We start from the raw sequence: 13,192 nt of genomic DNA, 5'->3' as shown, positions 1-13,192 counted from the left end.
GTTATTGTTGCGAAATTAAAGCTCGCCTCCTTGCGGGTTCTTCGTTCCTGAGAACGGGATCGAGCCGAGGGCCGAATCGAGCGTTCCGCTGATCTGATTGCCGGATACTTTGCCGTTCATCGTAATATCGACATTTGCACCGCCGTAGGGTACCGAGGCACCGAACGAAAATCCATCAGGCGTTGCACGACCGTTGTTGATCTGTGCCGTTCCGAGCTGCGAAACCATCGTTCCCGTAAGAGCACTTCCCTGCTGATTGAGATTCAAGGTCGACGTCATGACCTGGCCCGGGATTTCGATGGTGATCGAATAGCGGCCGCTGATCCCTGCACCCGCCGGAGCCGCACCACCACCCGCTGGACCGCCGCCGCCAGGGCCGCGTCCGCCGCCCGGCGTTCTCGGAGCTTCCTTCTGTTCAAAGAGTTTTCCATCAACGAACATTGTCGGAACGAATTTGTCGCGTCCGAAGACATCGCCCTTTACAACAACAACGTTCGCGATCTTCCCTGCCTCGATCGAACCAAGGCGATCGTCAACGCCGAGTAATTCCGCCGCCCCGAGCGTCATTGCTCGAATGGCAGCATCCTTGCTCAAACCGCCCTCGACCGCTTTGCCTGCGTTAGTAAAGAAATCGCCGATCGCGGTGGCTCCGCCCGACTGGAATGCGAACTTAACGCCCGCAGCCGCGAGTTTTGCTGCCGATTTTGGAGCTTCTGCCCGATAGCGAAGCGTCTCCATGGTGTCCGGATCAGCTTCCGGCGAAGAGGCGGTCGTGCGTTTTGGAAGGTTAAGCGAAAGCAAAACAGGAACCTTCCCGGCCTTCAAGCGGTCCACAACCTTGTAAGATTCGAGTCCACCGGCGATCACGCCGTCAAGATTGAGTTCCTTGATCAGGTCGAGAGCTCGAATGATCTGAACTTCAGTGTTTGCGTTGAAAACTACAGGCATCTGACGATTGATCGCCGGATAAAGAGCTTCGAGTGATCTGTCAGCTCCGGGCCGTTTCATTCCTTTCGGATTAGCTGCGTATTGCTTTTGCAATTCCTGTAGACGCTGAGCATCAAGGAAGATCTGACGAAGAGCCGCAAATGTTCCCAAGAGAGAGCCTGGATATTGTGCGGGCGTGGTTGCAAATGAAATGTGCTGAGCAAACGGAGCCTTCACCACCATCGCGGAGACGCTGTCGCCCGCCAGGTTAATAACAGCCGATTGACCATTGAAAATGCCGGTTCTGCCGGTTGTAAGAACTGTTGTGATCCCGGAATTGCGAACCGCATCGAACTGGCTTTCGCCCGCTCGAAGTTCGTCAATGACCGAGTCCTCAGGCCGCAAACCGGCTTGGTAGTTCGAGTTTGACGTGGGTTGCGCTGCTGCTGACGCCGCCGCCGCTGCCTGGCCTCCACCGCCGCCTCCCGGTCCGCCCGGACGTGCCGCGGCAGCCGGCATTCCGACATTCGTGAACGAATCGATGAATCCCGGATAAACGGTCAGCCCCGTCGCGTCAAAAACCTGTGCATCAGCCGGAGCCTGTAAATTAACACCGACCGCGTCGATCAGCCCGTTCCTAATGACGATCGTTCCTTTGTCGATCGTCGCACCCGAAACCGTCACGATCTTAGCATTGGTGATCGCGTAAGTTTGCGCTTCTGCGGACGAGGCGAAAAACGAACAAATAGCCGTCAGGACAAGCAAAAATAGCTTTGTTCTCATAACTTTTCTCAGAAAAGGCAAATTGTTACTGCTTTGAATTTTATATTACCGAGAGAATAATAAAAAAGTTACGGATCGCAAAGCCTGAGTTAGAAAAAACTCGCATCTTTACAAAACATTACACTACGGCAGGAAATAGTAGTTGCCGGCTGGCCTCGGTTAGCTGACTGCATCATGAAATATGACGCCAAGTGTGTGGCGTTCACCACTTGTCACCTCGCTCACACCATGCCGCACATTCGCACGATAAAATCCTCTCCTGCCGAGCACAGGCCGGAAATTGGTCGTAAGAATGAGCATATCGCCGCGTTTTGGCCGCATAACGATCGCTTTTGACTGAGCCCGCGGAACCTGCTCGGTCAGCACGAATTCACCACCGGTGTAATCTTCGTCCGGCTCATTCAAAAAGAGCGCAGCTTGCATTGGAAAATAGACAGCGCCGTAAAGGTCCTGATGTAGTGTATTAAATCCGCCTTTTCCATATTTGAGGATCAACGGCGTCGGTTTGAGCTGGTCGTTTTGATGGCACTCAGCCTGAAACTCCGCATAATTCGCCGGATATCGAATGTCTAACTTCAATAGTTCAGCCCACTGATTCGCGATCGAGGCGAGATGCGGATACATCGTTTCTCTAACCGTCTGAACTAGATCCGGCAGCGGATAGTCGAAATATTTGTACTCGCCGATCCCAAATCGATGCCTTTCCATGACGACGGTCTTTCGGTAGTTAAGTTTTGCGTAGTTCGCGATGAATGCGTCGCAGATCTCGCGGCTCAACACTCGAGGGACCAATGAATAACCTTTCGCGTTCATCTGATCCGCAGCGGCTTTCCAATCGATCGCTGAAAATACTTCCGATGCTTGTTTCGCTCCGACGGTCATTTCTTCACGGTCTCCTTTTCATGCTTGAGCAGTTCCGCCTTTCGCTCGATTCCCCATTTGTAGCCGCTCAGTTTTCCGGCGGCCGAGATCACGCGGTGACATGGGTTGACCAGAGCGACCGGATTCGTTGCACACGCCCGGGCAACCGCACGGAACGACTTCGGCTCGCCAAGACTTGCCGCCACATCAGCATACGAACGCGTTTCGCCGTATGGGATCTTTCGCAGCTCGGCCCAAACACGCATCTGAAACGCGCTCGCCCGCAGATCGAGTGGCAGATTGAGGATCGCGGTCTCGCCGTCGAGGCTTTTGAGGATCGCGTTCACGGCCTCTTTTAATAACGTATCGTTTTGCTCGATCTCAGCCGCGAAGAATTCACTAGCCAGTTCCCTCGTCAATTCGTCTCCGCTGTCACCAAAGCTAACCGAACAAATTCCCTTTTCAGTTCTCGCAACCATCAGCTTTCCGAGCCGCGAATCGACAATTGTGTAGTTGATCTTCATATCCTTTCCACCTTTTTTATAAGTCGCCGGTGTCATCCCGAGCCGCTCGCCCGCTTTTTCGTAAAGCGATCGGCTCGAGCCAAAACCGCTGTCATAGAGCGAGCTCGTAACGTCGCTTTCCCTCACATTCGTCTTAAAATTCTCTATCCTCATCATGTCCACGATCTCCTTTGGCGTAAGGCCCAGTGTTGTTTTGAATGTTTTCTGCAAATGTCCGCTCGTGACGTTCAAACGCTGGCTCAATTCCTCGATCGTCGGCACCTCAGCCTCGTCGGATCGTAAAATCTCGAAGGCTTTCACGACCAACTCCGCTGCGGGACCGGGAAAATACTCCTCGGTCGGTTTGCATCGCAAACAAGCCCGAAACCCCGCATTTTCCGCTTCGGCAGGCGTCACAAAAAACGAGACATTCTGCCGCTTTGCCGTTTTCGAAGGGCACGACGGCCGACAAAATATACCTGTCGTCCGCACCGCGAAATAAAACACCCCGTCGAATTCCCGATCCTTAGCCTCGACCGCCCGCCATTGCCAATCGAGTTTTTCCGATGTTTTTGCTGTCGCTTCGTTCACCATGTCTCCGAGTTTACATCGCCCGCTGTAGCCCATCTATCCGAAAACCGTTGTGCAATTATTTTTCTTTGTTTCTGTTAGAATTTAGATATGAGTTCGATCCTGCTGTTCGATGGCGTGTGCAATTTTTGTAATGATTCGGTGAATTTCATAATTCGCCGCGATCATGACAAGAAATTCAAATTCGCACCGCTCCAATCGGATTTTGGGATTGAAACTAGGAAGAAATACGGTATCGCGGACGATATCGATTCGGTCGTGTTGATCGAGAACGATCAGGCATTCATGCACTCGACCGCCGCTCTGCGGATTGCGAAAAACCTCGGCGGGATATGTTCGCTGGCGTATGCCTTTATTATTATTCCGGCATTTATCCGAGACTTTTTCTACAAGACATTTGCCAAGAACCGCTACCGCCTGTTCGGCAAAAAAGATATGTGCATGATGCCGACGCCGGACCTTAAGGAACGGTTTATTCATACCAAGCAGATTACTGAAATCAGTTGGTGGCTAATGTGGGGCGATTTTCCAAATCTAAATTGGGCTCGACTACGGGTATATTCTGATGGTACCGCTGATGTTTTCGATATGGATGGTCGCCTTACAAATTTCAGTCAGCGGACTGAAGCAACAGATTGGCTCGGAGAAGACGAGTTCAGTTCCGTAGATTCTCTGGATGAATTGGACGAGCAGGATCTTGGAATACCTATTAAATCACTACAACCCCCAAATGGTGATTCTGACGCGGATCTAATCCCACAAATGCATGTAAAGCGGGAAGCACCCGAGCCTCCGCCAATAAAATTATGAAAGCAACATGGAACGGAGCCACTCTGGCAGAAAGCAATGAAACGGTCGTAGTCGAGGGAAACCACTATTTCCCTGCCGATTCGATCAACAAAGAATACTTCGCACCGACCGAAACCCACACCGTCTGCGGTTGGAAAGGCACCGCGAGCTATTACAACGTCGTCGTAAAAGGCAAAACTAACAAAGACGCCGCGTGGTATTACCCGGAAACCAAACCCGACGCCAAGAACATCGAAGGATATGTCGCGTTTTGGAAGGGAGTGGTAGTAACAACGGATTAACACGGATTTGCGCAGATCTCAGAACCATTTTATTTGCGTCTTATCCGTGTAAATCCGCGTAAATCCGTTGTTATAAATTTCTTCAATGAGCTACTCACTTGAAACACTCGAATACGCCAAGCTCCTCGAGCTTGTCAGCCGTCATGCCCAGACACCGATGGGCGTGGAGCGGTTTGCTGATCTGCGTCCGCTCGCGACTCGGACGGAACTCGACGCCGCCCTCGATGCGATCTCGGAAACCATCGCTCTTAACGAAGAAAAACAGGTTACATGGTCGTTCAGCGGGCTCGAAGACCCATCTGACGCGGTCGCGATACTCAAGATCCAGAACGCGACGCTTGAGCCGAATTTTATGCTCGAGGTCTCGCGGGTTTGTAATCAGGCCCTGTTTGCCCGTTCGTCGATCAGCCCTGAAAAGGAAACGGCTCCGGTGTTGTGGAGTTTTGTTGAGAATATCCCGCCGTCGCTGCTTGGGGCGATAGATCAGGTCAACAAAAAGCTGCTTCCTGGCGGCGAGATCGACGATTCGGCTTCGCCGGAGCTGGCAAAACTTCGGCGCGAGATCAACGCTCAGCGTTCACGCCTGACCAAATCGCTCGAAGCCGCGATGCGTGCCGCTGGGACGGCGATCCAGGACGAGATCGTCACGATGCGAAACGACCGCTACGTCATCCCCGTCAAGACCGATTTCCGCGGCAAAGTCGGCGGCGTAGCCCACGGCTTCTCATCCAGCGGCTCAACCGTCTTCGTCGAACCTCTCGAAGCCATCGAAGCCAACAACGAACTCCAAAATCTCAAAGGCAAAGAAGAACGCGAGATCGCCCGGATCCTATTCGCCCTGACCGAATCGCTCCGCGAACAACTACCCGCCATCGAAATGGCCGTTGACGCTGTCGCTGAACTCGATTTCATCAAAGCCAAAGTCGAATTTGCCCGAAGATTCCGAGCAGTCGTGCCAATTATCGCAGATAACGAAACCCTCGATCTGGTAGACGCAAGACATCCGCTGCTTGAAGAAAATCTCCGAAACTCCCCTCCTTACAAAGGAGGGGTGGCAGCCGCTTCGGCTGACGGGGTGGTTCTCTCGGCGGGGACAAAGTCAACTAAACCTGAAACTGCGAACGACATTGTCCCAAGTTCCTTCTCCCTAACACAACAAAACGCCATCATGATCATCTCCGGTGCCAACGCCGGTGGTAAGACGGTCGTGCTCAAAACAGCCGGATTGCTCAGCCTGATGGCGATCTCGGGGCTTCCAGTTCCGGCGAGCAAGGCCAAGATCCCGTTCTATCGCTCCGTCCTCGCCGACATCGGCGACCATCAGAGCCTGAGTGCCAATCTCTCGACATTCTCGTCGCACATGTCGAATATCGCTCAGATGATCCGCGAATGCGTGCCGCCGTCGCTCGTCCTGCTCGACGAAGCCGGAACCGGCACCGATCCCGAAGAAGGCTCGGCCCTCGGTGTGGCGATCGTCGATAATTTCCGTTCCAAAGGTGCGCAGGTCATCGCCTCGACCCACTATCGCGGCCTGAAAATGTACGCCGCGAACGACGAGAGCATCATCAACGCCTCGGTCGAATTCGACGAGCGAACGCTACAGCCGACCTACAAACTGCTCCTCGGCCTCGCCGGAGCCTCGTCAGGCATCGAGATCGCTCGCCGTTTCGGCATCGACCAAACCGTGATCGACGCCGCTCGCGAAAACCTCGACATTTCAGCCCAGGAAGCCGAAAATTACCTGAAAAAACTCCAAACCGAGACCAGGATCGCCACCGACCTTCGGATCGCCCTCGAAGAAGAACGCGAAGCCGTCGCCATGAAATACGCCGGCCTCGAAAACGAAGCCGTCAAAAAAGAAAAGGCTCGGCAGAAACAATTCGAAAGCGAACTATCCCAAACCATCGACGAATTCGACCGCCAGTCAAAAGCCTTCATCAAAACGATCGAAGACAAGACGCTCAAGAACAAGCTCGAAAAAGAACGGCAGACACGAAAGGCGGAGCTGAATCGAGCCATCGTGGCAAAGGTCAAACCGACTAGGCCGCAAGCGTCCTCGCTTGCACGTGCACAGCATTTGGCCCGAATTGATACCAACGAATCACTGGCAAGCGGGACGCTTGCGGTCCAGTCTTTGACCATCGGCTCAAAGGTCATCACATCCTTTGGCAACATCGGCGTCATCGAACGCATGGACAAAGAGGTCGCCGAAGTCCTCGTCGGCGGTCTCCGACTCCGCGAAAAGCTGCATGACCTACAACTCGCCGAGACGGAAGAGTCCAAAGGCCCAAGCCCAAAGGCCAAAGTCCGCGACGGAGGCGTTTCGACCGCAGATGTCGACCGTGATTCTCTCGAAGTCGGAGCCGAACTTAACCTCATCGGCATGACCACCGCCGACGCCGAATACGAGATCGACCGCTTCCTCGACGAAGCCTACATGTCCTCCCTCCCCCGCGTCCGCATCATCCATGGCTTCGGCACCGGCGCGTTAAAAAATTACGTCCATCATTTCCTAAAAGGCCATCAACACGTCGAAAAGTTCGGCTTCGCCCCATCAGATCAGGGCGGAAATGGAGCGACGGTTGCCGAATTGAAGCAATGACGATATCCACATTATCCGATGTTCTGCGGTCTCATTCATCTTCAGTTGCAACGCGGATCGAAATTGCCGAATCGGAAGAATTGGATCAAGGTTCTAGCCCTCTCGCCACGTGCATTTATTTATGAAAACAGCGTTTGTAGCCCTACTTGTCCTTGCAATCAACGCTTTTCCGCAGAAATCGCTGGAGGCGATTCCAGTAGATGAGTTTGGCGAAGTGTGTAGCGAGGATTTGATGGCGCGGATGGACAATTTTCTGAATCAGATTAACAACAATCCAACTGCTCGCGGTGTGGTCATATTCCATGGCCGCACGGATACCGAAGGTAGAAACCAGAAACTTGCCGACTACATAGCACGACGTCCTACAAGACCGGGTATCGAACTGCCGAGGCTCCCGATTATCCGGGGTGAGAATCGAAGTAAACAATTTATACAGTTTTGGCTTGTTCCGGCAGGTGCGCCGGAGCCGAAGCCTGATCGGCCCCACCTCCCCAATGCTTACACTGAAACGTCTCTTTTCGATCGATCACCTGTTGGCTTTCATCGCTGGGAAGGCGTTCTGGATATCTATGACGACGGGTTCTACGACCTTGGATGCAATTTTAGCCCGAATAAAGACGTATTCGCCGAAATCTTAAATGCAAACCGAAATGTGAATGCAGTTCTTATAGTCTACACAGATGCCGAAACCCGGAAAGACGGACTAAAACTCGCTTCGTGGGCTATCAACGATCTGGTCAAGAACCATAAAGTTTCCCGCAGCCGCGTGCGTGCGATCTTTGGCGGCCTTCGAAAAGAAGCGGAAATCGAATTCTGGCTAGTACCTAAAGGCAAACCGAACCCAGCCGCCCGTCCAAATCTCGACCCGATTAGAAGCTTCTGACATCGAGTGAGATTGTTGACATACGGCCTCATTCGGCGGAAAATCTGACTATGACCGCGACTGTTGAGCTACAACTGCCGGAGAGCGTTAGTATAACCAACGACGAAATAAAGATGATCGTTGCGGCCCGTTTGTTTGATATTGGCGAACTGTCGTCGGGCCAAGCCGCTAAGTTGGCCGGTATAACAAGACGCGACTTCATCGAATCCGTAGGCAAATATGGGGTATCGATCTTTCAGTATTCGGTGGAAGAGCTTGAACGCGACCTCGCAAGGCTGAGATGAGCCTATCTTTACAGCAAGACTCATCATCCACAACCCGTGCATCGGTGCTAAAAAACTACGTCCACCACTTTCTAAAAACCAGAGACTTATAGAACGCTCCGAATTCGCCCCGTAAGATCAGGGCAGAAATGGAACAACGATCGCGGAGTTGAAAAGCTGAAAGTTTGCAGATTAGGGAGACTGAAAAACCAGCCAATTTGATTCCATTCGCGCTACAATAATCTCTTCAACTCCAACAATTCAAAAGTAGAGCAAAGGATGGAAATTCGCCACAACGTATTTGTAAGTTCGACATACAAGGATCTTATAAAAGAGCGAAAGAAGGTAAAGGAAACAATACTTCATCTTGATTGCTTTCCAATTGGAATGGAGCTATTCCTTGCCTCAGATAATACTCAATGGGAAGAAATCCAAAAAGAAATCAATCGAAGTGATGTTTACATTGTGATCGTGGCAGGTCGTTACGGTTCGGTTGACGATAATGGTCGTGGCTTTACTGAGAAGGAATACGACTATGCGGTATCAAAAGGTATTCCCGTACTAGCATTCTTGCACAAGGAGATCAGTCAACTCCCGGGCTCAAAACTAGAATCAACAGAAGAAGGTAAGAAAAAACTAGAACTATTTCGGAAGAAGATTGAGGCAAATAAGCATTGCAATTATTGGAAAAATGGAGATCGACTTACGACTCGGGTGACCGCAAGTCTTGCGAAACAAATTTCAAAGTTAGAGGCGAAGAAGGTTGATGCCGTTCCATCGAAAGGAACCGATGCTAATTCCGCCCCGCCGGACATCGATGTTGTCCCAATAGCTCAGGTCACGGAAACGTCGACAATATCATCCGAAAGTCCTTCCAAATCGATTAGAGCTACTCCCCCTTCGCCACCGATAAAACAAACCGTGCAAAACCAGAATTTCACTCGGCGTAACAACCATTTCCCCCAGTATTTCATCGACGACCTGAAAAACCGTGCTGACATTGTGCGGATAATACAGCCGTATGCTCAGGATCTGAAGAAGAAAGGGGCGAACTGGATGGCGTGTTGTCCGTTTCATCAGGAAAAGACGCCTTCGTTTTCGGTAAATCCGGCTAAAGGGTTTTACAAGTGTTTTGGGTGTGGAAAAGGTGGTTCGGCGTTCAATTTCATAATGGAGATGGAAGGGCTGAATTTTCCTGAGGCCATCAAGCGCGTGGCTGAGATCAGCGGCGTGATGCTACCTGAGCCGGTCGATGATGTCAGCTACGAGCGGACTAAAAAGAAACGCGAGGAAACCAAAAAGCTCGCGGATCAGGTCATTGAGCTGAACCAGATGGCGGTCGAATTCTGGGAAGCCGAGCTGCAAGGAAAAAGTAAAAAGGCGAAAGAGGCTCGAGAGTATCTGGCGAAACGAGGCATCTCTGACGAGATACAAAAGCAGTTTCATATCGGATTTTCACCCGATAGTTGGGACGGTTTGCTCACGGTTTTGCGGGAAAAAAACATAGACGAAAAACTCATCGAGCAGAGCGGCCTCGTCTCCGTAAACGAAGAGAAAGAAAGGGTCTTCGACCGATTTCGCGGGCGGATAATGTTCCCTGTTTTGGATGTTAACGGACGACCCGTCGCGTTCGGGGCAAGGGCTTTGAGTCCTGATGATCAACCAAAATATCTCAATTCCCCCGAGACCGCCGCATACACAAAGAGCGAACACCTCTACGGCCTTTTTCAGGCGAAGGACGAGATCAGGAAAAAGAAATTCGCGATCCTCGTCGAGGGATATTTGGATCTGATCGCTCTCGCTCAGTTCGGAGTTAAAAATGTCGCCGCGAGTCTCGGTACGGCGTTTACCGATCAGCAGTCCAAGCTGCTAAGCCGCTTTGCGAAAAGCGTTGTGATAAATTACGACGGCGACGCTGCCGGCATCAAAGCGGCGCGCCGGGCGATCGAGCATCTACTGCCGCAGGAATTCGACATCAAGGTTCTAGTTCTACCAGACGGTAAAGACCCGGACGATTTCATCCGCGAGAACGGCGTTGCCGCCTACAACGAGAGCCGCGGCAAAGCGACGCCGTTCCTGCCTTTCGCTCTCGAAGCCTCAACCACCGGCCGCAACCTCAACAACGCCAAGCAAAAGGCCGAGGCGATCGAGGATTTTCTGCCGGTGATCTCGGCGATCCGGAACAATATTCAGCGCCGCGAGAGCTTTGATCAAGCGATGACGTTCTTTCATATCGAGGACGTAGGATTGCGGCGTGAGCTGTGGTCAACGCTCAAAACGGCATCGGCGAACGATACCGAATACGTCACTCAGAGGATCTCGCGTGCCGCGAGAGCAAAGATAACTCTGGCGGAAAGAAAACTGCTAGAGCTGCTCGTTTTCGACCACGAACTACGCGAGATAGTGCTGCCGCAGCTCGAACCGAGCGACTACGAAAACCTGTCGAGCGGCGAGCTTTTTGATGCATTCATCGAGATCCACAATTCCGGCAAAGAGATCACACCCGAGAGTCTGCTCGAACACATCGGCGATGACGAGAATTCCCTCGATCTGGCTCACGAACTGCTGCAGGGCAAGGCGCGCCGCGAGAAGGACGATGTTCTCGACACGGTGCTTCACGAAGCTGAGAACTGCGTCTTCTCGCTTCGAAATATGGCTATCGCTAATCGCATCATAGAGATAAGCCGCGAAGCGGCGATCGCCGAGCAAACGGGCGATGGCGAACTTTTCAATCAGCTCACCTATGAACAGCTCGAACTTGAAAAAATACGCCGCGAATTGCAGCGAAAGGTCGCTGATCTGTGATACAATTACGCTTTTAAATCCGCCCGCCGGACCTAGAACAATTTGGTCGGTTCCGGCGTAGTAAATATATAGTGAACAACGGTTTACACGTGGATCTAATCAAATAGAATTTATTCAAGATATGGCTGATTACGACGAAAAAGAAGACTTAATGGATCGCCTGATGGCCCTCGGCAGGCGAAAGAAGGGGTTGAGCCTCGATCAACTCCACCGGGAACTCCCGGAGAACATGTTGTCTGCAGACGACATCGAGGATGTTTTGGAGCGCCTTGAGGGCGCAAATATATCGGTCGCCGAGACCGATGCACAATTGCTTGAGCGTGCATCAAACCTCGCTCTCGATGACGAAGAAGAAGAAAAAGAGGTCGACGAAGACGATCTCGACCTCGATCTGTCGGCCGGTGTGCTCGATAAATCGAATGACCCCGTCCGCCTTTACCTTCGCGAAATGGGTATCGTCCCGCTTCTCAACCGTGAGGGCGAGGTCACCATCGCTAAACGCATCGAACGTGGACAGATCAAGACACACAAAGCGATCTCGCGTTCGCCGATCGCTATCGAACGTCTGCTGAAGATCGGTGACGATCTGGCGGCAGGCAAGGCGAGCATTCGCGAAACGGTAGTTTTCTCGGAACAAGCTGAGATCTCGATCGAAGAAGACAAGGCAGAGGAATATCTGCGTTGGACGCTGGAGGGTATCGATAGCATCCGGCAGAATTTCCAGCCGGTTCTGAAATCCTGGGTTTCGCTCGTTGCCGAACAGGCAAAATCTGACGGCAAGAAATCGAAAAAGCTTCTGGCTCTTAAGCGGAAGACCGCCCGTCTGCGTCTCGACATCGCGACCGAGATCAAGCATCTCAATCTGACCGAACGCTCGCGTCAGGTTTTGATCGCCGCTATCCGCAAGGTCGTCGAGGACATTCGCAAGAATGAACGCAACATCAACAAGTATAAGGAACGCCTCGAAGGCAAACCGACACCTGCTGAAAAGAAAGAATTGAACGCCAAGATCGCGGAAGCTAAGGAAGCGATCACGGCGATCGAGGAGAAATACCATCTCCCGGCCGTTGAGATCAAACGCTCGTACCAGACGATCAGCGTTGGCGAATTCGACACGAACAAGGCGAAACGTGAACTAGTCGAAGCCAACCTTCGTCTCGTGGTTTCGATCGCCAAGAAATACACTAACCGTGGTTTGCAGTTCCTCGATCTCATTCAGGAAGGCAACATCGGTTTGATGAAAGCCGTGGATAAATTCGAGTGGCGTCGCGGGTACAAGTTTTCGACCTACGCAACGTGGTGGATCCGTCAGGCGATCACGCGTGCGATCGCCGATCAGGCACGCACGATCCGCATTCCGGTTCACATGATCGAGACGATCAACAAGCTCATCCGCACCTCGCGTTTGCTTGTTCAGGAACTCGGCCGTGAACCAACGAGCGAGGAGATCGCAAAGCGGATGGACATTCCGGTATCGAAAGTACGTAAAGTGCTCAAGATCGCTCAGGAACCAATTTCGCTCGAAACTCCGATCGGAGAAGAGGAAGATTCGCATCTCGGAGATTTTATCGAGGACAAATCGATATTAAACCCGGCCGAGTCAGTTACTTTCTCGAATCTACGTGAGATCACCGACGAAGTCCTCGCAACGCTTACACCGCGTGAGGAAAAGGTCATCAAGATGCGTTTCGGCCTTGGAAATACGGGCTCGGAACACACGCTGGAAGAAGTTGGCCAACACTTTGCCGTCACCCGCGAACGTATTCGCCAGATCGAAGCAAAGGCACTGAGAAAGCTCCGTCACCCATCGCGGTCGCGAAGGCTGAAGGCCTTCCTCGAAGGAAAATAAACAGTTTCTGCCTGCATCAGCGGGCGGAACATTA

10 protein-coding genes are annotated in these 13,192 nt (G+C 52.1%); 7 read left to right on the top strand and 3 right to left on the bottom strand.

What is annotated here, in order from left to right; translation table 11 throughout:
- Positions 1-15: 15 nt before the first annotated feature.
- The 3 genes from IPG22_18795 to ada form a co-directional block, all read right to left on the bottom strand.
- Positions 16-1,710 (bottom strand): amidohydrolase family protein, encoded by a 1,695-nt coding sequence (locus tag IPG22_18795; GenBank protein ID MBK6590333.1) that lies wholly within the window; start codon positions 1,708-1,710, stop codon positions 16-18.
- A gap of 159 nt (positions 1,711-1,869) precedes the next feature.
- Positions 1,870-2,592 carry a 2OG-Fe(II) oxygenase gene (locus IPG22_18790; GenBank protein MBK6590332.1) on the bottom strand — a complete coding sequence of 241 codons (723 nt, stop codon included), beginning with the start codon at positions 2,590-2,592 and terminating at the stop codon, positions 1,870-1,872.
- A complete protein-coding gene (gene ada / locus IPG22_18785) occupies positions 2,589-3,668 on the bottom strand; it encodes a bifunctional DNA-binding transcriptional regulator/O6-methylguanine-DNA methyltransferase Ada (protein MBK6590331.1) in 1,080 nt (359 codons plus the stop codon). The genes IPG22_18790 and ada overlap by 4 nt, the downstream gene beginning before the upstream one ends.
- Before the next feature lie 87 nt (positions 3,669-3,755).
- On the opposite strand from ada, the gene IPG22_18780 reads away from it, so the two are divergent.
- From IPG22_18780 to rpoD, 7 genes are all read left to right on the top strand, one after another.
- On the top strand, positions 3,756-4,475 hold the full coding sequence (locus tag IPG22_18780; protein MBK6590330.1) for a DUF393 domain-containing protein: 720 nt from the start codon (positions 3,756-3,758) through the stop codon (positions 4,473-4,475).
- Positions 4,472-4,756, top strand: a complete 285-nt coding sequence (locus IPG22_18775) for a DUF427 domain-containing protein (protein ID MBK6590329.1) — start codon at positions 4,472-4,474, stop codon at positions 4,754-4,756. Before IPG22_18780 ends, IPG22_18775 begins: the two co-directional genes overlap by 4 nt.
- Positions 4,757-4,841: 85 nt before the next feature.
- A complete protein-coding gene (locus IPG22_18770) occupies positions 4,842-7,358 on the top strand; it encodes a Smr/MutS family protein (protein MBK6590328.1) in 2,517 nt (838 codons plus the stop codon).
- Between the two features lie 121 nt (positions 7,359-7,479).
- Complete coding sequence (locus IPG22_18765) at positions 7,480-8,241, top strand: hypothetical protein (protein ID MBK6590327.1); 762 nt, start codon at positions 7,480-7,482, stop codon at positions 8,239-8,241.
- A gap of 50 nt (positions 8,242-8,291) precedes the next feature.
- On the top strand, positions 8,292-8,525 hold the full coding sequence (locus IPG22_18760) for a UPF0175 family protein (protein ID MBK6590326.1): 234 nt from the start codon (positions 8,292-8,294) through the stop codon (positions 8,523-8,525).
- Positions 8,526-8,783: 258 nt separating this feature from the next.
- Positions 8,784-11,309 (top strand): DNA primase, encoded by a 2,526-nt coding sequence (locus IPG22_18755; GenBank protein ID MBK6590325.1) that lies wholly within the window; start codon positions 8,784-8,786, stop codon positions 11,307-11,309.
- A gap of 121 nt (positions 11,310-11,430) precedes the next feature.
- Positions 11,431-13,158 (top strand): RNA polymerase sigma factor RpoD, encoded by a 1,728-nt coding sequence (rpoD, locus tag IPG22_18750; protein ID MBK6590324.1) that lies wholly within the window; start codon positions 11,431-11,433, stop codon positions 13,156-13,158.
- Positions 13,159-13,192 lie beyond the last annotated feature (34 nt).

It is taken from the genome of Acidobacteriota bacterium (assembly GCA_016703965.1).
Lineage (GTDB): Bacteria > Acidobacteriota > Blastocatellia > Pyrinomonadales > Pyrinomonadaceae > OLB17.
The sequence above is the reverse complement of the archived record's forward strand: the minus strand, read 5'-3'. Positions and strand labels throughout refer to the sequence as shown.